This window comes from Terribacillus jepli, assembly GCF_047228925.1.
GTDB lineage: Bacteria > Bacillota > Bacilli > Bacillales > Amphibacillaceae > Terribacillus.
This window is the reverse complement of record NZ_JBFEGH010000019.1, coordinates 12,350-36,944: the sequence shown is the minus strand read 5'-3', so window position 1 is coordinate 36,944 and position 24,595 is coordinate 12,350. Positions and strand designations below refer to the sequence as shown.

Annotated in this window: 22 protein-coding genes; 11 read left to right on the top strand and 11 right to left on the bottom strand. The window is 45.9% G+C overall.

The genetic code is table 11. From position 1 onward, the window contains the following. Nucleotides 1-123 precede the first annotated feature (123 nt). Nucleotides 124-1,806 carry an arginine--tRNA ligase gene (gene argS, locus AB1K91_RS17385; protein WP_413091663.1) on the bottom strand — a complete coding sequence of 561 codons (1,683 nt, stop codon included), beginning with the start codon at nt 1,804-1,806 and terminating at the stop codon, nt 124-126. A gap of 367 nt (nt 1,807-2,173) precedes the next feature. Between argS and AB1K91_RS17380 the strand changes: the two genes are divergently transcribed. The 6 genes from AB1K91_RS17380 to AB1K91_RS17355 all read left to right on the top strand — a co-directional run bounded on the left by AB1K91_RS17380 (nt 2,174) and on the right by AB1K91_RS17355 (nt 8,474). Further along, entirely contained in the window at nt 2,174-2,311 is a 138-nt protein-coding gene (locus tag AB1K91_RS17380) for a hypothetical protein (protein ID WP_413091662.1), read from the top strand. Nucleotides 2,312-2,415: 104 nt separating this feature from the next. Beyond that, the gene (locus AB1K91_RS17375) at nt 2,416-3,114 is read left to right on the top strand and encodes an ABC transporter ATP-binding protein (protein ID WP_413091660.1); all 699 of its coding nucleotides are present in this window, start codon (nt 2,416-2,418) and stop codon (nt 3,112-3,114) included. Next, nucleotides 3,111-4,418 carry an ABC transporter permease gene (locus AB1K91_RS17370; RefSeq protein ID WP_413091658.1) on the top strand — a complete coding sequence of 436 codons (1,308 nt, stop codon included), beginning with the start codon at nt 3,111-3,113 and terminating at the stop codon, nt 4,416-4,418. The genes AB1K91_RS17375 and AB1K91_RS17370 overlap by 4 nt, the downstream gene beginning before the upstream one ends. A 46-nt stretch (nt 4,419-4,464) precedes the next feature. Then, nucleotides 4,465-5,466 (top strand): LacI family DNA-binding transcriptional regulator, encoded by a 1,002-nt coding sequence (locus AB1K91_RS17365; protein WP_413091657.1) that lies wholly within the window; start codon nt 4,465-4,467, stop codon nt 5,464-5,466. Between the two features lie 119 nt (nt 5,467-5,585). After that, entirely contained in the window at nt 5,586-7,055 is a 1,470-nt protein-coding gene (locus AB1K91_RS17360; RefSeq protein WP_413091655.1) for a glycoside hydrolase family 32 protein, read from the top strand. Nucleotides 7,056-7,082: 27 nt separating this feature from the next. After that, on the top strand, nt 7,083-8,474 hold the full coding sequence (locus AB1K91_RS17355) for a sucrose-specific PTS transporter subunit IIBC (protein WP_413091653.1): 1,392 nt from the start codon (nt 7,083-7,085) through the stop codon (nt 8,472-8,474). Nucleotides 8,475-8,533: 59 nt separating this feature from the next. Here AB1K91_RS17355 and AB1K91_RS17350 read toward each other — a convergent pair whose 3' ends face one another. The 4 genes from AB1K91_RS17350 to AB1K91_RS17335 form a co-directional block, all read right to left on the bottom strand. Then, the gene (locus tag AB1K91_RS17350) at nt 8,534-8,836 is read right to left on the bottom strand and encodes a YkvA family protein (protein WP_413091651.1); all 303 of its coding nucleotides are present in this window, start codon (nt 8,834-8,836) and stop codon (nt 8,534-8,536) included. Between the two features lie 305 nt (nt 8,837-9,141). Next, entirely contained in the window at nt 9,142-10,968 is a 1,827-nt protein-coding gene (typA, locus tag AB1K91_RS17345) for a translational GTPase TypA (protein ID WP_413091650.1), read from the bottom strand. A 100-nt stretch (nt 10,969-11,068) separates the two neighbouring features. Beyond that, nucleotides 11,069-12,385, bottom strand: coding sequence for a sensor histidine kinase (locus AB1K91_RS17340; protein ID WP_413091648.1), 1,317 nt, complete (start codon nt 12,383-12,385; stop codon nt 11,069-11,071). Further along, nucleotides 12,382-13,074 carry a response regulator transcription factor gene (locus tag AB1K91_RS17335; RefSeq protein WP_413091647.1) on the bottom strand — a complete coding sequence of 231 codons (693 nt, stop codon included), beginning with the start codon at nt 13,072-13,074 and terminating at the stop codon, nt 12,382-12,384. The genes AB1K91_RS17340 and AB1K91_RS17335 overlap by 4 nt, the downstream gene beginning before the upstream one ends. A 179-nt stretch (nt 13,075-13,253) precedes the next feature. Here AB1K91_RS17335 and AB1K91_RS17330 point away from each other — a divergent pair, with 179 nt between their 5' ends. The 3 genes from AB1K91_RS17330 (at nt 13,254) to AB1K91_RS17320 (ending at nt 16,883) form a co-directional block, all read left to right on the top strand. Beyond that, nucleotides 13,254-14,651: a S1C family serine protease gene (locus AB1K91_RS17330; protein ID WP_413091645.1), complete on the top strand. Its 1,398-nt coding sequence runs from the start codon at nt 13,254-13,256 to the stop codon at nt 14,649-14,651. A gap of 178 nt (nt 14,652-14,829) precedes the next feature. Continuing rightward, on the top strand, nt 14,830-15,255 hold the full coding sequence (locus AB1K91_RS17325) for an NUDIX hydrolase (protein WP_413091643.1): 426 nt from the start codon (nt 14,830-14,832) through the stop codon (nt 15,253-15,255). A 77-nt stretch (nt 15,256-15,332) separates the two neighbouring features. After that, nucleotides 15,333-16,883, top strand: a complete 1,551-nt coding sequence (locus AB1K91_RS17320) for a glycosyltransferase family 2 protein (RefSeq protein ID WP_413091641.1) — start codon at nt 15,333-15,335, stop codon at nt 16,881-16,883. On the opposite strand, the gene AB1K91_RS17315 is transcribed toward AB1K91_RS17320, so the two are convergent. Together AB1K91_RS17315 and AB1K91_RS17310 are read right to left on the bottom strand one after the other, a co-directional pair. Continuing rightward, entirely contained in the window at nt 16,849-17,517 is a 669-nt protein-coding gene (locus AB1K91_RS17315) for a class I SAM-dependent methyltransferase (protein ID WP_413091639.1), read from the bottom strand. The two genes, AB1K91_RS17320 and AB1K91_RS17315, sit on opposite strands and share 35 nt — an antisense overlap. 115 nt (nt 17,518-17,632) lie before the next feature. Then, entirely contained in the window at nt 17,633-18,346 is a 714-nt protein-coding gene (locus AB1K91_RS17310) for a TraR/DksA C4-type zinc finger protein (protein ID WP_413091637.1), read from the bottom strand. 106 nt (nt 18,347-18,452) lie between these two features. Between AB1K91_RS17310 and AB1K91_RS17305 the strand changes: the two genes are divergently transcribed. Then, nucleotides 18,453-19,121: a Type 1 glutamine amidotransferase-like domain-containing protein gene (locus AB1K91_RS17305; RefSeq protein ID WP_413091635.1), complete on the top strand. Its 669-nt coding sequence runs from the start codon at nt 18,453-18,455 to the stop codon at nt 19,119-19,121. Nucleotides 19,122-19,134: 13 nt separating this feature from the next. Here the strand turns inward: AB1K91_RS17305 and AB1K91_RS17300 are convergent, their stop codons facing one another. Beyond that, nucleotides 19,135-21,351 carry a ribonucleoside-diphosphate reductase subunit alpha gene (locus AB1K91_RS17300; protein ID WP_413091634.1) on the bottom strand — a complete coding sequence of 739 codons (2,217 nt, stop codon included), beginning with the start codon at nt 21,349-21,351 and terminating at the stop codon, nt 19,135-19,137. Between the two features lie 481 nt (nt 21,352-21,832). On the opposite strand from AB1K91_RS17300, the gene AB1K91_RS17295 reads away from it, so the two are divergent. Beyond that, nucleotides 21,833-22,711, top strand: a complete 879-nt coding sequence (locus AB1K91_RS17295) for an NAD(P)-dependent oxidoreductase (protein ID WP_413091633.1) — start codon at nt 21,833-21,835, stop codon at nt 22,709-22,711. A gap of 26 nt (nt 22,712-22,737) precedes the next feature. Here the strand turns inward: AB1K91_RS17295 and AB1K91_RS17290 are convergent, their stop codons facing one another. The 3 genes from AB1K91_RS17290 to AB1K91_RS17280 are packed head-to-tail and all read right to left on the bottom strand — an operon-like array spanning nt 22,738 to nt 24,549. After that, nucleotides 22,738-23,640: an AEC family transporter gene (locus tag AB1K91_RS17290; RefSeq protein ID WP_413091631.1), complete on the bottom strand. Its 903-nt coding sequence runs from the start codon at nt 23,638-23,640 to the stop codon at nt 22,738-22,740. A gap of 27 nt (nt 23,641-23,667) precedes the next feature. Then, nucleotides 23,668-24,243, bottom strand: coding sequence for a xanthine phosphoribosyltransferase (locus tag AB1K91_RS17285; protein WP_413091629.1), 576 nt, complete (start codon nt 24,241-24,243; stop codon nt 23,668-23,670). Then, a complete protein-coding gene (locus AB1K91_RS17280) occupies nt 24,244-24,549 on the bottom strand; it encodes a hypothetical protein (RefSeq protein WP_413091704.1) in 306 nt (101 codons plus the stop codon). Nucleotides 24,550-24,595 lie beyond the last annotated feature (46 nt).

Here is a 24,595-nt window from a genome sequence, read left to right as displayed (position 1 = left end):
AATAAAAGCCTTGAATATACGGGTAAACGATAAAGAAAAAGGAGGCAAGCCATGAAAAAACTCCATTTCCAAATAACCATTTCAAAGCGGGATCCTGTTACCGGAAATCTTATCTGGAGTTGATCACATCTGTTTCGGTGCAGCAATACCAAGGAGGCGAAGTCCTTCTGCCAAAACTATTGCCACAGCTTCGACGATGGCCAGGCGAGCACCAAGGTCATCATTCTCTTCCAAAATGCGGACCTTTCCATAGTAACTGTTGAACGCTTGGGCCAGATCAATCACATATTTTGCGATATGGGAAGGATCATGGTTGGCAGTCGCATAGTCCACTGCTTCCGGGAACTGCATCAGCAGGGAGAGCATCGGCCAAGCATCCGCGGCAATGTCTGCAGCAACTTCTGAACCGTAGCGGATATCTCCTGCTTTCGTAAGCAGCGTACATGCTCGAGCATGTGTATATTGCACATACGGCCCTGTCTCACCTTCTACACGAAGCATATCCTCCAGTGAAAACTCGATATCACGTATGCGTTCGTGCTTCAAGTCATGGAATAACACTGCTCCGACGCCGACCTGCCTTGCAACTTCCTCCTTATCTGCCAATTCGGGATTTTTCTTGGCAATATTAGCGGCTGCCAGCTGAATCGCCTGCTCCAGCACTTTATCGAGCAGCACCAGCTTTCCCTTTCTGGTTGACATCTTCTTGCCATCCTGCAATACCATACCAAATGAAATATGGCTGATTGCATCTGCCCATTCATATCCCATTTTCTTTAGTACCAGCTTCAGCTGTTGGAAATGCAAGCTCTGTTCATGACCGACAACATACAGACTATCGGAAAATCCATATGTTTCCTTGCGATAAATAGCCGCCGCTAGGTCACGTGTTGCATATAGTGTGGCACCGTCTTTCTTCTTGATCAGGCTGGGTGGAAGCTCCTGTTCATCCAAACGGACTACTTGCGCCCCTTCCGACCAGCTTAACAATTCCTTCTGTTCCAATTCCTTTACGACTCGTTCCATTTTGTCATTATAAAAAGCTTCCCCTGCATCGGAGTCAAATCGCACGCCCATCAGCTGATACACACGCTCGAATTCCTCCATCGACACGTCACGGAACCAGCGCCAGAGCTTATTGGCATATGCATCGCCCTGCTCCAATTTTTTGAACCAGTCCCTTCCCTCCTGCTCCAGCTGCTCGTCATTGGCGGCTTCTTCATGGAAGCGTATATACAGCTTCAGCAGCTCCGGAATTGTATTGGAACGGACCTTTGCTTCCTCGCCCCACTTTTCATATGCACAAATAAGCTTGCCGAATTGTGTGCCCCAATCACCGACATGATTGATCCTGACAACTTCATAGCCTTGCTTTTCCAGCAGCAGACTGATGCTGTTCCCGATGACGGTCGAGCGCAGATGACCCATGGAGAAAGGCTTCGCAATATTGGGAGAAGATAGATCGATTGTGACTACCTGCCCCTGGCCGATAGCTGTACTTCCGTAACGCTCACGTTGCTGATGAATGCTGCTCAACACGCAGCTGCCGGCAAATTGTTTATCGAGCGTGAAGTTGACATAGCCACCCATTGCCGTAATGGCAGAAAATACATCATGTGATAGATCGTTAGCTAGTTCAGCTGCGATGATTTGCGGTGCTTGCCTTTTTTCTTTTGCCAAAGCAAAGCATGGAAAAGCATAATCCCCATGCTGCAGCTGCTTCGGTCGCTCCATTTGCTCCTCGATTTCTTCTGCTGATTTGTTTAAAGATTTCGCGAGTAATTCTGCTGCAATCTGTTTGTACATTCTCCCACTTCCTCCTTCAAATAAAAAACCGCCCCTTCCACTTGGAAGAGACGGTATATCCGCGGTGCCACTCTAATTGTCCTGATCGGACCTGCTCAATTGGATAACGGGAATGATAGCTCCCGGCAGCCCCTACTTCACGTACGTTCAGGGCTGCAGCCAAGAAAGTCCGGTTCCTGCTGCCTTCCACATCCCGCTTCCACCGTCCGGGACTCGCTTTTTTGATTCCAGCATCAGTACTCTCTTTCTTATCGGCAAATATATATTGTTTTTTATTATAGCTGTTCTGAGGAAAGATGCAACCCTTGTTTAGAACCCAATAGTCATGGGAACACTTTTGATAACCCGTAAAAAGGAGGATGATCGCATGGCTAAGCATTATGGCAACTATCAGCCTGTACGGATGAATGGTGTCAGTCTATCTGATGCCCGTGAAGTCGCATTCCGCAAAGAATTCAAACAAGCGGATATCGCCGGCGGCTTCCGTAAGAAGACAAACAAATAAGTGTGGAAATCCTGCTGTCAAACAAAACAGCAGGATTTTTTTTGAATACTTTTCCTCCTTGCTTCCGTCATTATTTATAGAAGCAAGACAGGAGGAGAAAAAAAATGATAACGATCAAGCAAGTATCCCATCATTACACGATGGGTAAAAAAGCGAAGGAAACGACTGTACCCGTATTGCACGGGATCGACTTACACGTGGAAAAAGGGGAAATCGTCAGCCTTGTCGGCAAAAGCGGATCCGGTAAATCGACTTTGCTGCATATTATCGGAGGCTTTATCCAGCCAACCAGCGGGCAAGTCGCGATAAATGGAACAACGATCACGGGCTGGGGTGAAGGAAAATTGGCCGACTTCCGTCTGCAGCATATCGGCTATATTTTTCAAAACTTCCAGCTTATCCCTAGTATGACAGCAGCTCAGAATATCGAACTGCCGCTCATCTTGAATGGAACAGCCAAACAAGAGCGCAAACAGAAAGTAGCTGAGATATTGCGCCAAGTGGAGCTGGATGCATACCCTGATCATTACCCTTCCGAATTATCCGGCGGACAGCAACAGCGTGTTGCCATCGCCAGGGCACTCATCCTGGATCCGCCATTGATTTTGGCAGATGAACCTACGGGCAGCTTGGATAGTGATACCGAGGCTGAACTGCTTACGCTGATCAGGAAACTGAACGAACAAAACGGCATTACGTTCTTTTTGATCACGCATGATCAGGAAGTTGCAGCGATTGCGGACAGGCAGCTGGAAATCAAAGATGGACAGATGTTGAAGGTGAAAGGTGTGATGCCGGTATGACATTCGGAGATAAGTGGCGGTTCGTACAGCAAAATATGAAGAAAAATAAAGTCCGCGTATTCATGACGATACTCGCAGCGGCTATGGGAAGCTGTTTCTTGATTGTCCTTGCTTCTGTCGGCTTTGGCTTGCATGATTCCTTGATCAAGGACGAACTGGAAAGCAGAGCAATAACCAAAATTGATATTTACGGTACCGATGACGAAGAACAGCTAGGCTTTACAACCGATAACATTGCCGAATTGAAGCAAATCGAGGATGTCAGGGCGGTACGGCAAATCCAAAGTTTAGGTGAAACTAACTTTCATCTGGACGGATACACGAATGAAATGCCATCTGCTATCGCAGTCGATTTCGAAAGCGAAAAGCAAGCAGGACTGGAGCTTGGCAGCGGGAGATTACCAGAAGCCGAGAATGAGATCGTTGTCAGCAGTGACTTTGCAGCACTCCTAGGCAAAGATGGCTTGGCAGATAAAGACAAGTATGCCGACGATGGAACGATTAAATCCGAGCATCGCTACCAAGAAGATCTTCTGGGCAAGGAAATCGAGCTGGAAGCTTCTACCTTTCCAGAGGATGGAAGCGAGCCACGCACAGCAACGGAAAAAGTCAAGATTGTCGGCATTGAAGCAGCACCGGCGAACGAATATATTTATACGAACTCCGTAAAAACGACTCCTGAACTGAAAAATAAGCTCGATAAAACATTGGGTGTAACAGAAGAACAAGGAGATCTTTTATATGACCAAGTGGAAGTATATGCAGCCAATGCAGAAGCAGTGGAAGGTATCCTTACCACTCTGGAAGAGAAAGGTTATCTAGCTTATTCGAATTTGGAGGAACTCAATAACATCAATATTCTTTTCAATGTCGTCAAAGCTGGGCTTATCATTGTTGGAACAATTGCTGTCTTGATTGCCTCCATCGGGATTTATAACACGATGACGATGGCAGTGACCGAGCGTGCACCAGATATCGGCATTATGAAAGCAATTGGAGCCAATCCAAAAACAATAAAGCAGATCTTCCTTATGGAAAGCACGTTCATCGGCCTAGCTGGGGCTTTGATCGGAACAACGGTTGCTTATCTGATCAGCTTCATCGTCAATGCAGGGGTCCCCGTCATATTGGAGCAGATATTCAACGAAGAGATCCCCAGCACCTTGCAACTGTCGTCCATTCCATTCCTGTTAGTAGCAATAAGCATCACAATCTGCCTGATCGTCACCGTCCTGTCTGGATCAAGACCAGCTAAACAGGCAACGAATGTAGACGTACTTCGCGCATTGCGGCGTGAAATCTAATGTCTATGACAAGTCCGTCATTCTCATAGTATACTGAGGAAAACCATTGCTTTTTGAAAGGGAAGAAGAGATGAAGACTATAGCGGATATTGCAGATCTGGCTGGAGTTTCAAAAAGTACGGTATCTCGCTATTTGAATGGCGGTTCTGTCAGTACAGCCACAAAGAAGAAGCTGGAACGAATCATAAACGAACAAAATTATGTGCCAAATACATTTGCCCAAAGTCTCAAGGCTAAAAAAACGGTCATGATCGGTATCATCGTGCCTCGTCTGGATTCCTTTGCAGCCTCTCAAACTATGATGGGGATAGACGACTCCTTGCGCAGACAGGGCTATCAATTGCTGATTGCAAGTGCCAATCAGGAGGTCAGCCGGGAAATCGAAGCGATTCATAACTTTGCCAGGCAGAAGCTTGCCGGTATCATCCTCATGTCTACCCAAATCACTGCGGAGCATTTGCAGGCGATAAAAGAAGCAAACATACCAACTCTATTAGTAGGCCAGCAGCACCCTTTGCTCCCCAGCTTGATACATGATGATTATGAGGCTGGGAAAATGATGGGTGAATTTGTTGTAGGGCAAGGGCATCGTCACATAATCTACCTGGGCGTTACAGAACGCGATATCGCTGTTGGAATCGAACGGAAACGCGGTTTCCGCGAGGCTTTGGAACATCATGACTGCCATGCTGATTATTTAGAAACAAGTTTCAGGATGCAGGATGCGATGGAATTGGCACAAAGTTTCCTTTCCAAAACGGAAGCTACAGTGATTGTCGGAGCAACCGATAATATCGCCTTGGGTATAATCAAAGCAGCACATCAATTAAACCTTCGAATCCCTGTCGATATATCGATTGCCGGATTTGGGGGCTATGATACAGCAGAGATTGTCACACCGGCTTTGACTACGGTTAAATACGATTACCTCGACGCCGGCAGAAAAGCAGGTGAAAAAATTGTACAGCTTGTCGAGGATGAGTACTGTGAGAGCCTCATCACCTACCCCGTGCAATTAAAAAGTCGTGAAAGCGTTGACAGAATATAAGCCACAGTATATGCTATTACCAAAGAAACCGGTTCCATCACATCGGAATTGAATCTTTGGTTTTTTTTTCGCCTTTTTTGGAACCGGTTCCTAAATTACGTGTGGAAAGTAGTGATAAGGTGACGAATTCAGATAAATATCGTCTATTATCGGATGCTGCGCCTGGTGAATTAGAAAATCTGGCAAGGCGGGTCAATGCCTCCCCTTGGAGACAGCACTATCATATTCAGCCCAATACCGGATTATTGAATGATCCGAATGGGTTTGTCTATTACAATGGCCAGTACCATCTGTTTTATCAATGGCACCCATTCGGGCCCATTCACGGAATGAAGTATTGGTATCATGTAACATCGAACGATTTGGTTCATTGGGAAGATATGGGGATTGGAATAGAACCCGGAGGACAGTTTGATTCACATGGTGCTTACTCGGGCAGTGCCTTGGCTGCCGAAGATGGCAAGCTCTACCTCTTTTACACCGGCAATACCCGGGATAAAGACTGGGTGAGGCATCCTTATCAATGTCTTGCCGTTTTAGACCAACGAGGGCATATTACAAAACAAGAGGCCCCAATCATTGATGCCCCTCCTCCAGGATACACCGCCCACTTCCGCGATCCGAAAGTCTGGAACGCAGCTGGTTGCCATTATGCTGTTTTAGGTGCACAGCGGCTGAATCAGACGGGATGTGTACTGGTTTATCGATCGGATGATCTGCATACTTGGTCATTCATCGGGGAGCTGGAAACTTCCCTTGCCGATTTCGGATATATGTGGGAATGTCCTGATTATTTCGAGCTCGGAGAAAAAGGTGTCCTTCTCTTTTGCCCGCAAGGATTGCCTGCCGAAGAGGATCGTTTTGAAAATATCCATCAAGCCGGCTTTTTGATAGGCGAACCAATCAATCCTGAAAAACCGCACTTTCAGCATGGCAGCTTCATGGAACTGGATAGAGGGTTTGATTTTTATGCTGCGCAAACCACCCTTTCTCCTGATGGAAAGCGTATCCTCATTGGATGGATGGGACTTCCTGATACTACTTATCCGACAGATGTACATGGCTGGGCCCATTGCCTTACACTTCCGAGAGAACTTATCATCCAGGATGACAAATTGCTGCAGCGGCCAGTCAAAGAATTGGAACTGCTTCGAAAAGAGAAGTATACAGCCTCTCATACAGTACAGGATGCCAAAATCCAGCTCGAAGAAATAAATGGATCATCCTATGAATTGATTTGCGAGTTATGTATGGAAGGTGCAAAAAAGGCCGGAATTGCTTTTCGAACTGGGGATACGGAAGAGACACTGCTTTATTATGACGCGGATTCTAAGTATCTTGTCCTGGACAGAACCCAATCTGGGGCGGCAATGAAGAATGATAATGGAAGCATTAGACGTTATGCACTCGATGCAAAAAAAATGGAGCTCAGATTGTTTGTCGATCAATCATCCGTTGAGATTTTCATCAATGATGGGGAAGCCGTCATGACAGCAAGGATATTTCCTGCAAAGGATAGTAATGGCGTCGCCTTCTTTACTGAAGGAGGAAAGGCAACATTCGATGCACTACAGTGGAAGTTCAATTAGATTTTATTCCTGAAAGGGTGATATATAATGACAGAAAACAGGAAAATAGCGGAAGAAGTGATCGATGCCATCGGAGGGAAAGAAAATATCTCCTCTTTGGCCCATTGTGCAACTCGCCTTCGGATTGTCGTACATGAGAAGGAGAAAATCGATAAGGAAAAAGTCGAAAATATCGCTAAGGTCAAAGGTGCTTTCTTTAACTCTGGGCAATATCAAATCATTTTTGGAACCGGTACCGTAAATAAGATCCATGATGAACTGCAATCAATCGGTATAGGTGGTGCTTCCATACAGGAAGTCAAGCAAGCTGCCAAAAAGGAAGGTTCTGCTTTCCAAAGGGCAATCCGGACGTTCGGGGATGTCTTCGTACCGATCATCCCAGTCCTTGTTGCGACCGGTTTATTCATGGGACTTCGCGGCCTGCTGACACAAGATCAAATTCTCAACCTGTTCGGTTTGGCTCCGGCAGATATTCCCGCGAACTTTCTCTTATTTACGGAAGTTCTGACTGATACTGCATTTGCCTTTCTGCCCGCACTAGTTGCTTGGTCATCCTTTAAAGTATTCGGCGGAAGCCCTGTTTTGGGTATTGTACTTGGTCTCATGCTTGTCAATCCTGCTTTACCCAATGCATATGAAGTAGCAAATGGGTCCGCTGAAGCCATTACCCTATTTGGTTTCATACCTGTTGTAGGTTATCAAGGATCTGTACTGCCTGCTTTCTTCATCGGACTGATCGGTGCGAAATTAGAGAGAGCATTACGTCGTCGCATAACGGAAGCACTTGATTTGATCCTTACTCCTTTCCTTACATTGACAATCATGATCACTCTAGGACTGTTTGCTATTGGTCCAATCTTTCATTCCTTGGAGGATCTTGTCCTGACTGGTACATTAGCAGTATTGGATTTACCATTTGGGATAGCTGGATTATTGATTGGTTCTCTCAATCAGCTTGTCGTAGTCACCGGTGTGCATCATATTTTTAACTTCCTGGAGATACAGCTATTGGAAAATCGCGGCATGAACCCTTTCAATGCAATCATTACATGCGGTATGGCTGCACAGGGTGCTGCCTGTCTGGCGGTTGGTCTAAAGACAAAGGATGCTAAATTGAAAGCGCTAGCACTTCCGTCCTCCTTCTCCGCATTTCTTGGTATATCGGAACCGGCCATCTTTGGAGTCAATTTAAGATTCATAAAACCTTTTATCATGGGATTGATCGGCGGAGGTGTCGGAGGTTTCCTTGCTTCTCTATTCGATCTAGCCGGAACAGGAATGAGTGTGACTGTCATACCTGGAACCTTGCTCTACCTGAATAGTCAGCTTCCTTTGTATATCCTTGTCAATTTGGCTGCCATGGCAGTAGCCTTCACGCTAACTTGGATGTTCGGCTATAAAGATTCACGGAAACCGTAAAAGATATCGAAGTTTTCAAACGATGCAAACAAAAAAAAAGCGCCCAGATGGGCGCTTTCTCATATATCTATAACCTTATTATCGTTTCGGTCAATGTCATACTTCGCTTTAATATTTGCAGGAGCCATCTTGATGATGAGCTGCAGGATGAATGTTGCGACTGCCAAGTCATCCACGATACCAATTCCGATAAGGAAATCCGGTATCAAATCAAACGGGAAGACAAAGTACAGGACGATCAATGCAATGGCGGTTACCTTCTTGGCTGCTGCCACTTCTTTAGCTGTGAAGAAGGCCTTCAGAAATGGAATCGATTTGCGGAAATTGAACAGAAAACGGAGCCTGCTCCATAGTCTGATCATATCATCCTTCCTTTCTGCCCCAACTAGGGCTATTCCCATTTTAAGGGATACCGGACTTTTTCACAAGTTCCGTGAGCCCTAGTAGTAAGCAGGGAGTTGTATCTTGAACTTCCTTCTTTTCCTTTAGTGTAAGTCTTAAAAATAAAAGAGCTAAGATAATTTGAGCAATATTCAGTATCCAAAGCTCCCAGTTTAATGGAGGGAGTAGAGACTAAACAACTATCATTTTTTGAGGTAATCATTCCAGGGCTAACTTTTTGAACAGCCAAAAAGAGCCCAGCATCAACATGCTGAGCTCTCTTAACTTATGCTTTTTTCTTTTTCGTTGCTTTTTCACGTTCGTTCTTGTTAAGGATTTTCTTACGAAGGCGGATGGACTCCGGCGTTACTTCGCAATACTCATCATCGTTCAAGTACTCGATTGCCTCTTCAAGGGACAAGTCGCGTGTTTTACGAATAGTGGACGTTTGGTCCTTCGTCGCAGAACGGACGTTAGTCAAGTGTTTTTCCACAGTGATGTTAACTGTAAGATCGTTGTCACGGCTATGCTCCCCAACGATCATACCAGCATAGACATCTGTACCAGGCGGTACGAAGATGACACCGCGGTCTTCCAATTTCATGATACCGTAAGTTGATGCTTTACCTTGTTCAAGGGCAACAAGCACACCTTTGGATCTTCCGCCCACTTGGCCGGCAACAACAGGCTCATAGCCATCGAATGTGTGGTTTAAGATACCGAATCCACGTGTCTGGGACATGAATTCAGTAGAATATCCGATCAATCCACGGGAAGGAACACGGAACTCAAGACGTACCTGACCGTTACCTTGGTTGATCATGTCGACCATTTCCCCTTTACGGGAACCTAGGGACTCCATGACTGCTCCAGTGTACTCTTCCGGTACATCCGCTTGTACGCGTTCTACCGGTTCACACATTTTACCGTCGATTTCCTTCAGGATTACCTGTGGTTTGGACAACTGAAGCTCATAGCCTTCACGGCGCATGTTCTCAATCAGGATGGAAAGGTGAAGCTCTCCACGACCGGATACTGTCCAAGCATCAGGAGAATCAGTTGGTTCTACACGAAGACTTACATCTGTCTCAAGCTGGTTAAGCAGACGCTCTTCGATTTTACGGGAAGTGATATATTTACCTTCCTTACCTGCGAACGGGCTGTTGTTCACTAGGAATGTCATCTGCAATGTCGGTTCATCGATACGCGGAACCGGCAATGCTTCCTGCTGATCTACTGAGCAGACAGTCTCTCCGACGTTGATGTCCTCAAGACCAGCAACGGCCACGATGTCACCAGCTTTTGCTTCTTTGATCTCGATGCGTTTCAAGCCGATGAAGCCGAATAGTTTCGTAATACGGAAGTTCTTCACGGAACCGTCTTTCTTCATCAAGGCAACCTGATCCCCGACTTTGACGGAACCACGGAAGATACGGCCGATACCGATACGGCCAAGGAAGTCATTGTAATCCAAGATGGTAACCTGGAACTGCAAACCTTCATCAGCATTATCGATCGGAGCCGGGATGTTATCCATGATCGTTTTGAAGATGGCATCCATGGATTCCACTTGCACGTCTGGTTCTTCACCGGAAGTACCGTTCAATGCGGATGCATAGACAACAGGGAACTCAAGCTGATCATCATCCGCACCGAGCTCGATGAATAGATCGAGTACTTCATCGATGACGTGCTCAGGACGGGCACTCGGTTTGTCGATTTTGTTCACGACTACAACCGGGGTAAGTTTTTGTTCCAAAGCTTTTTTCAATACGAAACGAGTCTGTGGCATTGCGCCTTCGTATGCATCCACAACAAGCAAAACGCCATCGACCATTTTCAGTACGCGTTCTACCTCTCCACCGAAATCGGCGTGGCCTGGTGTATCCAATATGTTAATGCGTGTATCGTTATAATTAATCGCAGTGTTCTTCGCCAAGATTGTGATTCCACGCTCTTTTTCAATGTCGTTGGAATCCATTGCACGCTCATCCACGTGTTCATTATCACGGAACGTACCAGAATATTTCAGCAACTGATCGACCAAAGTCGTTTTCCCGTGGTCAACGTGGGCAATAATCGCGATATTGCGAATATCTTCTCTTAATTGCATGTATACATGTCTCCTCTTCTTCATGTAATCCTAACCGACTACAACTTGTTAATTATACCACAGTTCATGACCGGTACAATAGGATAGGTAAACATTAACATTATAATATTATTGTAAAGCTTGCTCCGCCCAAATCCGATTTCCCGGCTCGAATGATACCGTTATGCCGCTCCACGATGGCACGCGAAATAGCCAAGCCAAGTCCAGTTTCTCCGCCCTCACCTTTGACAAAGCGCTGGAACATATTCGGCATCAAGTCCTCTGCGATACCCGATCCATCATCGTTGATGGTGATTTCGACTTGCCTGATGCTGCTTGGCTGCACAGATATATGCACCCTGCTGTTGGCATGCCGGATAGCATTGGACGTTATATTCATCATTGCCCGAAGCAGTTTCTCCTTATCCCCATTAATTACAATTGCAGCAGGTTTGTTGTAAGTAAGTTGGATATCTTTGTCGCTTGCTAGCGGCAAGGCGCGGTCAATGGTCAAGTCGACCAGCTCCTTGATTTCAATCTGCTCTTCTTTATAAATACCTTCTTCGCTGTCGAGCTTGGCCAAGAGGATCATTTCGTTGATAAGCTGTTTCAAACGCTTGATTTCGGACACAACGACTTCAAGTCCATGTTCTTGATCTTTGCCTGTGAAGACACCGTCTTTGATTCCTTCTGCGTAGCCTTGAATGGTCATGAGCGGTGTTTTCAGTTCATGACTTGCGTTTTGGAAGAATTGACGCTGGGATGTGATATAACGATTCAATTCCTTGGCCATCTCGATTGCACTTTGTTCTACTTCTTTGATCTCACCACTTGCTTTGACTGATTTTATATTATCGAATTCACGCCGTTCGATTTTTTTCAGCTGATATTTTAATTCCGTGAGTGGTTTGACCAGACGCTGTGTCAGATAAGTGCTGATTAAGATGGCTATCATGACACCGATCAAAAACACAAGAAAAATACGCTGAAAGAAACTTTGCTGCACTTCTTCCAACTCACGTATCGGACGGAGAATGACCATGTTTTGATTTTCGCTGGTTTTGATTGATTTAACTACATAACTATTTCGATTTTCTTGCCAGATAGTGTTCTTATGAGTCGGGGCAGTATCATATTTATCTGCAAATCGTTCTGCATCAGACCGAACAAGGTTGGTATAGGTCACTTGCTCTGTTTCTTCGTTATAAATGAACATTTTGAGATCCAAATTATTAAGCATGGAATCAAGTGTAGCAGCAGGAATCGTATCTACACCGCTGATTGCCGTGATTAAAATCTGTCCGCTTTCCTCCAGCTGCCTCGTTTCATTCGTGACAAGCAGTCCCCTAAGCTGCGAGTACAGCGTAATAGCTGTGAAGCCCATCACAATAATCAATAGGGTTGTAAATGCAATATTAAGCTGTGTCTTCAGTCTCATGCCTCATTCATCCTGAATCGGTAACCAAAGCCCCAGACTGTTTCGATCGGGATGCCGTCCATCTTCTTGCGCAGTCGTTTGACCAAGTCGTCAACGGCACGATCACTGCCGAAATAGTCTTCCCCCCATACTTGTGTCAGCAATTCATCACGTGAGAAAGCTCGGTTCGGATTCTGTACAAGGATCACAAGCATCTCGAATTCTTTCGCCGTTACTTCTATCTCTGCATCATGCCAGTAGATACGGCGTTCTCCTAATTGAAGCTGCAAGTCACCTGCTTGGAGGTCCATTTGTTTCGTTTGCTGCGGTTCTTGATTTGTTTGCATGTTCCATCTCTTAAACAGACGCTTCACTCGTGCAACCAATTCTCTCGGGCTGAATGGTTTGGTCAAATAATCATCCCCGCCAAGCTCCAAACCGAGGATTCGATCGATTTCTTCATCTTTTGCAGAGATGATGATGATCGGCACTTCACTTGTCTGACGGATTTTATTGCAGAGTGCGTATCCATCCATACCTGGCAGCATGATATCCATGATCCACATATCAGGCGTTTCTTTATCGGCAATTTCAAGTGCCAGCTCCGCTGTTTCGGCGACGCTGATCTGATAGCCTTCCTTTTTCAAGTAAGCTTCTACTATATTCCGTATATTTTGATCGTCTTCGACAACGATTATATGATGCGTCATTTTGTCGTACTCCTTTCCTCTCTACGGTTATTTTCCCACAAAATCGCAAAAAGAAAAGACTTTCCTGTCAATTGTCCATTCCACATATTTTACATAATTGCTCCGAAAAGATGCCAAAACCAGACAGTAGAATGTGTAGTATAGAACGACGCATACACAACACGAAAGAGGTGTCTTACATGAATAGAGAAAATGATAATCGATTCAATGAGCAGCCAGAAGGACGGCAGGATGACTCATCATTACAGCAAGAGCAGGCTTATATGGACAATGAACATCAAGGCTCTGATCATACAGAAGAATCGCCAAAATACAAACAAGCAATTCAAGTGGATGAACCAATCAAAGAACCGCAGCAGCCGAAACAAAAAGGAAAAGTATGGACGAGCTTCATCAGCGGAATTGCAGGCGGCATCCTGGTACTTGCAATTGTTGCCATCCTTGTTTTCACAAATGTAATATCATTCAGCTCCAATGCTGCCAGTCCTTCAACGATGGGGACAGATAATACATCGACAACACAATCAAGCAATAAGACATTAGCAACGCAAACAAGTACTGAAAACCTGACCACTGCGATTCAGGATGCATCGGCAGCAGTAGTAGGTGTTGAAAACCTGCAGCAGACCGATCTATTCTCCGAATCCGAAGAAGCTGGTTCCGGTTCAGGTGTCATCTATAAGAAAGAAAACGGCAAAGCATATGTGGTGACAAACAATCACGTTGTCGATGGAGCGACCAGCCTGGAAGTCACACTCGCCAATGGCGGAAAAGAAAAAGCTACATTACTTGGAACAGATCAGATAAGCGACTTAGCCGTACTCGAAATCGATGGAACCAATGTGGATACAGTAGCTACATTCGGAACTTCAGATGACCTTACAGTCGGACAGCAAGCAATCGCCATCGGCAATCCACTAGGAGCTGAATTTGCAGGTTCCGTGACACAAGGTATCATCAGCGGATTGGATCGTTCTGTCGCAGTCGATTCCAATAACGATGGTACAGAGGATTGGGTAACAGAAGTTTTACAGACAGATGCAGCCATCAACCCCGGCAACAGCGGTGGTGCGCTCATCAATGCAAACGGAGAAGTAATCGGGATCAACTCCATGAAGATTGCACAGGAAGAAGTGGAAGGAATCGGATTTGCCATCCCGATCGATGCAGCCAAACCAATCATCAATCAACTGGAAACATCCGGTAAAGTAGAACGTCCATACATCGGCATCGGTGCCGTCAGCCTTGACCAAGTACCGCAAGTAAACGCACAGCAAACATTGAATTTGCCGGAAGACGTGACACTAGGTGTCGTGCTTGCTCAAGTGGTAGAGAACTCTCCAGCAGCTGATGCAGGCTTGCAGCAATACGATGTGGTTACGAAGATTGATGATCAGGATATCACCAGCATGGTTGATTTACGCTCTTACCTATACTCCGACAAGAAGATCGGCGATGAGGTAACCGTAACGTATTACCGCGAAGGTAAGAAAGAAACAACAAAACTGACACTAGCCAAGGAACAAACAACACAGTCCGAATCCAGTCAATCTACTCAGCAGCAACAACAACAATAAGCCCAGCTTATTGATTAAATAGATGAAGGCCGCCCCCTTAACAAAACTAAACATGATATCCCCAAATGTCATTTTTAGCGGCCGAATACGCTCCCCCCAGAGCTTTCCAATAAAAAGCGATCACCGAATCCAGTCAGGTGATCGCTTTTTATATAATTACATATGGAGGTGGGATATTTTGGTTGAAAAGGTATTGGCTTATATCATACGAAATCACAAAGACACGTATCAACTGCTCGTTCACACTCATCGGGATATACCAGAAGCAGGAATCCAAATCCCCGGTGGCACAGTCGATCCCGGAGAGGTTTTACTGGATGCCTTGTATCGAGAGATCTTCGAAGAATCCGGATTGGATAATCTGCCTGCAGCCGAATTGATCGGCAGTCCATCATTTTTTCATCCTGAAAAACAAGAGCACCAGCTTCGACATTTCTTCCTGATCCATACAAAAGAGCAGCTTCCAGAAACATGGGAGCATCAGGTTTTTGGCAATGGCATCGATAACGGAATGGTTTTCCGCTATATGTGGTATGAGATCCAATCGATTCCGCCGCTGGCAGCTTCACAAGATCAACTCCTGCATTTGATAAGAAAAAAATAGTTAACATCAGCTGAACAGGCACATGACATGCTTGCAGATAATACAGTATAAACAGATTACATAAAGGAGCATGATTCATGGATAGCGTATTGATCGGCACCACCGTCAAACAGGACCCTGACATATTAACCGTCTACTTAGATTCCCTCAAAAGCTTGCAAACAAAGGACATCTCTATTTCCTACTGTTTCGTCGACGATAATGACGACCCAGAATCCAGTTCTTTACTTCACGATTTTGCCGTGGAAAACGGCGCAGTCATTCTGCCATCCGAAACAGCCGATACTTACCATAAAGATGAGCACACACATTACTGGACGGAAGCTCTGATATGGAAAGTTGCTGCACTGAAGAATAAGCTCATTTCATATGCAATCGAGCAGAAAATGGACTATATCTTTTTCGTCGATTCCGATATCATCCTGCACCCTGCCACCTTGGAACAATTGCGTGCAACCCAAAAAGATATCGTCTCCTGCATTTTTTGGACAGCATGGCAGCCAGGCACACAAGCCCTGCCCCAAGTCTGGCTGAAAGATGAATATGATCAATTTCGAAAGCACCGGGGCGAATCGTTATCCGAAGAAGAAAAGATAGATCGGCATCAAAAATTCCTTGAACGAATGCAGCAGCCTGGACTATACGAAGTCGGCGGTCTTGGCGCCTGCACACTGATCAGCAGGGAAGCATTGGAGAAGGGCGCCCACTTCGGGGAAATTCCGAACCTCTCTTTTTGGGGAGAAGATCGCCACTTCTGCATCCGTGCAGCCGCACTCGGCATTCCCTTGTTTGTGGATACACATTATCCAGCTTTCCACCTTTACCGTAAGACCGATTTAGCGAAACTCTCTTCCTTCCGATGGGCAAATAAATGGCCAGGTTATAACGTTCGGGTTACCAAAACAAGCAGCAACACGCTCACTTTATCCATGATCGTCAAAAATGAATCCGATCGCTTTTTGGAGCGTTCCCTCCGTTCTTCGCTGCCCGCAGTCAATCAAGCCGTCATCATCGATGATCACAGCACAGATGATACGAAAACCATTTGCAAACAGCTTTGCGAGGAATTTGATGTTCCATTGAAACTGATTGAAAATCCTGCATCCACTTTCAGCAATGAAGTGGCACTTCGGAAACAGCAGTGGAAGGAAACGATAGCTGCCAAGCCTGATTGGATTCTTAATCTCGATGCGGATGAAGTATTGGATAGCACCTTTCTCACAGAAAAAGACCAGCTGCTGAACCAAGCTGGCCTCGATCTCTATTCGTTCCGTCTATATGATTTCTGGGATGAAGAGCATTATCGGGAAGATCAGTATTGGCAGGCACATTTATTCTATCGTCCTTTTCTGTTGCGCTATCAGCCTGCATTTCCTTACAAGTGGCTGGATAACCCAGTGCACTGCGGCCGCTTCCCGGAGAATATCTTCCAGCTTCCGAACGGCCTAAGCGCTACCCGCATCAAGCATTTTGGCTGGGCCAGAACGGAAGATCGCATTCGGAAATATGAACGCTATCGCCAGCAGGATCCCCAAGCTCTCTACGGTCAGAAAGAGCAATATGAAAGCATTCTTGACCCTCGCCCAAACTTGGTCAAGTGGACGGAGGTTTCTTTTTCCGAAAAATAGCGCGATAGCAGTACAGTCGCCCCCATTGGTCATCGAATAAAGCACCTGCAGGCATTTCCGGATCGACTGGACCGGCGTATTCAAACCCAGCGAGTTCTGCCAAAGTTTCGAGGATGCCGATATCGACGGTTGGATAATCGAATGTCATAATAACGTGCCCCTCCGGCTTCAAGGTACGGACGAATTGTTCCCAAGCGCGCTTTTGTACACTGACATCCAGATGTTCCATCACCGAGATACAGAAAATCTTATCAAAAAAAGCATCTTCATACGGCAATGACGTCAAGTCTGCTTCGGCACGATGAATTTTTTGAAGAATACCTTCAGGCAAACGCGCCGCTTCCTGCAGCCCAAATTCCCTGGTCACATCAGCCAAAATCGCTTGATCATCGGTTATCCTGCTATCTATATCACATGCATAGACTGTTTTAGCTGAGGCTGCCAAATGAAACTTGAACGGATGACTGATTCCGGAAGCCGCATCCAATACGATATCATCTGCTTCCACAAAAGAAGCTGCCCATTCATATTCATAGCTGCGGCTCCACCAAGCATCCGGTAATTTCAGCACAAAGTCCCGCGCTGCCCGATCCTCGTGCTTGAAAAATCTCGAAGTCCATGCCTCTGTCAACATGCTTCAACCCCTTTTTTAGAATACATGACGTGTAGTACCAACGTATTCCGCAGGATAAGCATGTATGCTTGCTTTCTCTTTACATGAAAGAACCGGGCATGTCAGCCCGGCTCATTCATTCATCATAAAGAATCGATTTGACGTCCGCATCCTCCAGATAGTCCTCATATTTTTCATGGTCTTCATTCACACCATCAAAATGTCCATCCATATCAGCCAGCAGGAAATTCTCGATATCCTGCGCTCCGCCTGTTTCTTCATCCGAATTCACAGCCATGTAATCATAATCCTTTTCTGTGTTCACAAAATCGGAAGGTGTTTCTGACGAGCCGTACGCTTGCAATTCCTGCAAGGTATCCTCTCCATCATAAAAGTTGTGCTCTGTATCTTCCTCATCGTCTTTTCCTTCAAGATCTTCGAGCCGAGGATGGATGACAGCTTCCTCTGCCGGTCTATCATGCAGCGTCATCTGCTGTGGCTTATATTCCACAAGTGTTTCTGCTGTCGGCATCGCCAGCAGCCGTTCTTCGGGGATCGGCTTTCCTGAAAGCTTACAAATTCCAAAGGTTCCATCCTCTATCCGGGCGAGTGCAGCCTTGATATCCTGCATCTCCTGCTCCAAATGATCATTCAATGCAATATCTTTCTCCCGCTCATATAATTCTGTTGCTGTATCACCAGGATGGTTATCATAGTTACTTAATTCGCCCATTGCATCCTTCGTATAGGACATCTCGACGCCAAAATGGTCTTTCAGCGCCTGCTTCAGCTCCTGCATACGATTTTCAAGCATTTCCTTACAGGCGTTCAATGTCTGTTGTGTGACCATGCACTTTCCTCCTGTTCATTTCCTGCTGCAACTTAGTATGCGACAGAAAACCTATCTCTATTAAGACGGCCCTTATTGTATAATCAGGAAAATGGAGGCGAAGTCTATGCAAACACGAAAATTATATCTGCTCGGCGGAAACACATCGCAGGAAGAAGCCAATATCCACTTTGCCAACGCAGCAGGCGGACGAAATGCACATATTGCCCTGCTGATCGTCTATCGGGAAGGCTGGCAAGCTTTCCTGGCGCGTTATACCAGCAACTGGATCGCCCAAGGAGTCCCCGAGGAGAATATTTCCGTCATCGTACCCGATGAGGCGGGGAATTTAGATACGGAAAAAGCGGCAAATTCAATTAAAAATGCCACTGGTATATTCATCGGAGGGGGGCATTCGGAAACATACTATGCGCTTTATACCCAGCTGCCATTCAAGCAGCTGCTGAAAGAGAAATATCGCGCCGGTACCCCGTTGGCAGGGAATAGCGCCGGGGCCTTGATCCTGCCCGAAACCGTCCTGCTGTCTCCCCATGACACCGACAATCAGCAAGCCTGGAGCGGACCAGGTCTAGGTCTCCTCCAGAACCAGCTGATCAGTGTCCACTTCTCCCAATGGCAGGATGAGCCGAACCTTATTGCGGGTTTGATTCAGCACGACATCCCCTTCGGATACGGCATAGATGAGAACGCCTGTTTATATCTTGAAAACGAGCAGCCCACTGCTTCTTTCGGAAATGAACAAGTGAAACGCATAGAAAAAGGGACCCATTCATAGGGTCCCTTCTGTATTAGTTGGATGTAGAACGCAAATAGTAAGATGTCTTGATTCCGGAGTCCCAAACGGCCATATGCAAATCAAGTAATTCTTTTGCTTTAATGGAATTCGGTACATACATATTGAATGAAATCGCTTGGTCGATGTGCTTTTGGCGTGCTGCGTTCTGCTTCACGCTCCACTGCTGATCTATCTCATAAGCGGATTTATAGAAACGATCTGTGTCCTCATTCAAATCAGGTGCAGTGACAGGAATTTTGTAGTCCTTCTTCTCTTCCGAATAGAATTTGCTGAAGATTGGATCTGTAGTAGCTGTGCTTCCTGCGATCAATGCAGTGGAAGAGTTCGGTGCTACCGCCATTAAGTAAGCGTTGCGCATACCGTTTTCCTTCACTTGCTCCTGCAGACCTTTCCAGTCAAGCGCTGAATCGCCAGTGGCATAGCCTTTATTGTCGAAGTAACTGCCATCTGCCCATTCAGAACCTTCGAAAATAGGATATGCACCTTTTTCTTTTGCGATTTCCATGCTGGATCGGATAGTCAGATAAGCGATTTTCTCGTACAGCTCATCTGCATATGCAACAGCTTCATCGCTTTCCCAATCGATTTGTTTCAAAGCAAGCAGGTGGTGCCAGCCAAATGTGCCGAGCCCGATGGCACGGTATTTCTGGTTCGTGATCTGTGCTTGCAGGACAGGGATCGTATTCAAATCGATAACATTATCCAGCATACGGACCTGGATCGGGATCAAGCGTTCCAAGACATCTTCTGTGACTGCTTTCGCCAACGAGATGGAGGAAAGGTTACATACGACGAAATCTCCCGGCTCTTTCGTAATGATGATTTTGCCGTCTTTTGTAGTCTGTTCCGTCATGAATGTCGGGCTTTGGTTTTGCATGATTTCCGTACAAAGGTTGCTGGAGTAGATCATTCCTGCATGTTTGTTGGCATTTTGACGGTTGACTTCATCGCGATAAAACATGAATGGACCGCCTGTTTCCAGCTGGCTGCGCAGGATACGCTTCATCACATTGATTGCCGGAACCTCTTCTTTATGCAAGTCAGGATTCTCCACACATGCCCAGTACTTCTCGCGGAAGGACCCTTCGCCTCTTGTTTCATCATAGAAATCTTCCAGGGAGAAGCCCATCACGCGGCGGACTTCATGCGGGTCGAACAGATACCAATTGCCTCGTGCTTGCACTTGTTCCATGAAGATATCAGGCAGGCAGACACCTGTGAATAAATCGTGTGTACGCTGACGTTCGTCACCATTATTCAGTTTTGCATCAAGGAACGGGAAAATATCCTTGTGCCAAATATCAAGATATGTGGCAATCGCGCCTTTACGCTGTCCAAGCTGATCGACACTGACCGCAGTGTTATTCAGCTGTTTCATCCACGGAAGCACACCAGAAGAAGCACCTTCAAAGCCTTTGATGGCACTGCCTCGGCTGCGGATTTTACCTAGATAAACCCCGATACCACCGCCGTTTTTGGATAAGTTGGCAATATCCGTGTTGCTGTCGAAGATACCTTGCAGGCTGTCATCGACTGTGTCGATGAAGCAGCTGGAAAGCTGTCCATAGCTTTTACCTGAATTGGACAATGTAGGCGTAGCAACTGTCATGTAAAGATTGCTCAATGCCCAGTAAGCTTCTGTAACAAGCTCTTTACGAGATGCTTCAGGTTCCTTGCTCATGATCGTCATGGCAATGATCATGAACCTTTCCTGCGGCAGCTCGTATGTACCGCCTTTATGATCCGTAGCTAAATAACGATCCGCCAACGTACGCAAACCGATATATGTGAACAAGCCATCTTTTTTATAATCAATCAAGCTGTTGTAATAATTGATTTCCTCTTCACTGTATGTGTCCAGGAGGAATTTGTTGTAGATACCGATTTCAGTCAATTGCTGAATCAAGCTGTAGAAGGATCCGTACTTGTCCTCGAAATTATAACCTCTGTTCTGTGAAGCTTGGAAATAAAGCAGCTCCAGATATAAGCTGGCTGCGATATATGTCCACTGCGGCTCTTCTTCATCCAGCTGCGCCAAGCCCTCCAAAATGAGCTGGTTCAGCCATTCCTTATCCGATGACCACGCCTTTTGTTCCATCAGGCGTTCGCCATATTGCACCAAATGCTTGGCATCTGCTGCTGCAAAGCGCGATTCGAGCACGGATGCTATATGCTCTTTCCAATTGACTGTCTGCGTCGTATCTAACATGTTGAAACTTCCTCCTCCAAAATACAGGTGTGATTGTAAGTACTTTTCTTTCCCCTAAACGCACAAAGTGAGCAACTACCAGGAAGGTGTCTCTTCTGTCCGTCCTACTAGATACAGTAGTAACATAGATCAGAATCGACAAATAAAAAGTGTCACAGAACACTGTCTATCAGGCTGATGAAGCGATTTCTTCATCTACCTGTCGATACCCGGCTTGCTCGCCTTCGAAACTATATATAGTATTGATTCATGTCTGAACTAACAAGATGTTGTATAAAAACTTTACCATACATCCCCGGCTCTTTCAATCTCTACTTTCCCCCCAATCTTCATTTCACAATCTATCTTAGAACGAAAACTGCCATCTTTCGAGGTTTTTTCCCAGCGAAAAAATGTTTGTGATTTTGAGTCAAAAAACTCCCCCACTCGACATTCCTGCATCATAGCGGTACGATGAAAACAGATTCAAAGGAGGGATAATATGGGAACCATTAAAAAGGTCGGTTTCATCGGCACAGGGGTCATGGGCAAAAGCATGAGCCGCAACTTGATGCAAGCTGGTTTTGAATTGGCTGTCTACACGAGAACGAAAGCGAAAGCAGAAGAATTGATTGATGCTGGAGCAGTTTGGCACCATACACCTGCAAGCCTTGCAGCTAGTGTGGATGCTGTCATTACGATGGTCGGCTATCCTAGTGATGTTCAAGAAGTTTACTTTGGCGAAAGCGGTATACTCCAGCACGCGAAGTCTGGTACATACGTGATCGATATGACAACTTCCAGACCGGCCCTTGCAGAAGAAATTCATGCTGCAGCAAAAGATAAGGGAATCTTCGCCTTGGACGCCCCTGTTTCAGGCGGGGATGTCGGCGCCAAGAACGGCAAACTCGCCATCATGGTCGGCGGTGAACAAGATGCATTCCAAGCCGTACTACCGATTTTCGAAGCAATGGGGGAGAATATCATCCTCCAAGGTCCTGCTGGTTTCGGACAGCATACGAAGCTGATCAACCAAGTGACGATTGCGAGCAATATGGTCGGCGTTTGTGAAGCGATTTCCTATGCAGAATATGCCGGCATGGATCCCTCAAAGGTACTTCAGTCTATTACGACAGGCGCTGCCGGCAGTTTCAGCTTGAGCAATCTTGCCCCTCGAATGATCAAAGGAGATTATGATCCTGGCTTTTATGTAAAGCACTTTATCAAGGACATGAAACTTGCCCTGGAAGCCGCCAAAGAAATGGGCTTGATGACACCAGGATTGGAATTGAGCCTTTCGTTATATGAACGCCTGGCCGAAAACGGCGACGAAGACCTCGGCACACAGGCCCTGATCAAACTGTTTACGAAGAAAGCATGAGCAAAGAGGCCAGGAAACTGGCCTCTTTATATAAGTATATATAACAAGAGCGGCAAGGTGATGAGACTGAGAAGCGTACTGATCATTGTTGCACTTGACACATAAGCTGGTTTGGCACCAAATTCTAGTGCATAAAGCGTCGTGTTTGCAGCCGTCGGCATGGCAGCAACCAAGATCATGATCTGTTTCACCATATCATCGACCGGGAGGAATAAGGTGAAAAGGTAAGCGATTGCCGGTGAAATAAGCAGCTTCAGCACGAGCGCATAAGTAAGTCGCTCATATTCAAAGGATTTCAATGATATATTAGCCAGCTGCATACCCAGCACGATCATGACAGTAGGAATCGCTGCATCAGCTACGAGATGAATGGCTTCGGTAACCGGTCCGCTAAGCGGTATGGATAAAGCCTGGAACAAAATCCCGAGCAAAGCTCCATAAATGATCGGAATCTTCAAGACGGACAAGAACGTACCACGGACCGATAACGCAGCCCCTCCACCTTTAGCTGCGATGAAGACGCCGATTGTAACCATGACAAGCTGCTGCAAGACAAGCAAGATGACCGCATAATCAAAACCAGCTGCACCGAAGACGAATAATACGAGCGGCGTCCCGTAATTTCCATTGTTCATGAAGGAAGCACCAAGCATCAAACTGTATGTATCCTGACGATCATACCCTCGCAGCAAACTGATGATATAACAAATCAAAACGAGTGCCAGACATATCCCCACTACGAAAATGGCAAGATAAATATAATCCACACTCAGACGATTCTCAAAGAATGTTTGGAAAGCCAATACCGGCGACAGCAGATAAACCGACATCTTCGAGATGCTTCTGATGTCGAATTTCAGCAGTTTCTGTCCGATGAAACCAAGAAGGAAAATGCCGAATATTGGCAATAACGTCAATATGTAAGCCAAAGACTATCATCCTATCACATTATGATTTTATGATTTCAAAAACTCTATCCGTCCTTCACCGATTCGAGCAATCCGCGCAAGAGACACGACATCAATCCCCAATTCCTCCAGACGTTTACGTCCATTTTGGAAGCTCTTCTCGATTACAATTCCAATACCCGCAACTTCCGCACCAGCTTGTTTCAAGATACTGATCAATCCAGCTGCCGCTTCCCCATTGGCAAGGAAATCATCGACGATCAGCACATGATCCTCTGATGATAATCTATCTTTTGAAATCGTCACATCCGAGTAGACTTGTTTGGTGAACGAATATACAGATTCACAGTATACGTCACCCTTCATTGTCAGTGATTTCTGCTTTTTCGCATAAACAACCGGAACGTCGAAGGCCAACCCTGCCATTAGAGCAGGAGCAATACCACCTGCTTCGATCGTTATAATCTTCGTCACTCGCTTATGCCTGAATTTCCGCTGGAATTCCTTCCCTATTTCATAAAGGAGGGCGGTATCCAACTCATGATTCAAAAAGCTATCCACTTTAACGATTGTGTCTCCAATGATGGTGCCTCTTTCTTGAATTGCTTTTTCGAGCAGTTCCATCTATCGGCTCCCCTTCCTTTTTTCCGCAGCAGAAGCGACTACGAAAGCCAAATCATCATTACCGAAGAATTGCAGTACTTCCAATACCATGTCATCCGAAATATCGGACGCTTCTTCCTTAGGAAGGACATCTTCCAAAGCTTCCGACAAAGCCTCGTTTTTCCCCTGGTTCGGATAGGCTTGTTCGTACAAGGAAACAGCATCCAAGTCATGGTTCGTACACCACTGAACGAATATCCGGATCATCATCCGTTCGTCTTCCTGATACTTTTCGATGATTTTTCTAGACAGCTCTTCTTGACTCATCAACGCTCACCTCTCCTGAAAATGATAAAAGACGCATCCTGGAAAA